This is a genomic window from Achromobacter sp. SIMBA_011, from assembly GCF_046535435.1.
Lineage (GTDB): Bacteria > Pseudomonadota > Gammaproteobacteria > Burkholderiales > Burkholderiaceae_B > Achromobacter > Achromobacter dolens.
Genome location: NZ_JAWRWN010000262.1, coordinates 1 through 294, shown reverse-complemented (window position 1 = coordinate 294; position 294 = coordinate 1). Strand labels below are relative to the sequence as shown.

Below are 294 nucleotides of genomic sequence, written 5' to 3'. Positions count from 1 at the left end.
CTGGAGCCGTAGTTACGCACCGAATGTCGGTCACAGCGGCAGCAACGTCACGTATGCGGCGGAGGTCGCGGAACAATTCGAAATCGGCGTGAAGCAGGAACTGATTAAAGATCGCCTGAATGCAAATCTGGCGGTTTTCAATATCAACCGGAATCACATTCTCACGACCGATCCCACCAATCCATTGCTGGAAGTGCTCACCGGCAAGCAGCGCAGTCAGGGTGTGGAGCTGGACATCACCGGCAACATCACGCCGCGATGGAAGGCCATCGTGACCTATGCCTATACGCTCGC

Annotated in this window: 1 protein-coding gene; it reads left to right on the top strand. The window is 55.8% G+C overall.

Features of this window, described 5'->3' with window-relative positions; translation table 11 throughout:
- Positions 1-294, top strand: a 294-nt coding sequence (locus tag SB816_RS30860) for a TonB-dependent receptor domain-containing protein (protein WP_410548101.1), incomplete at both ends; no start/stop codon positions are given.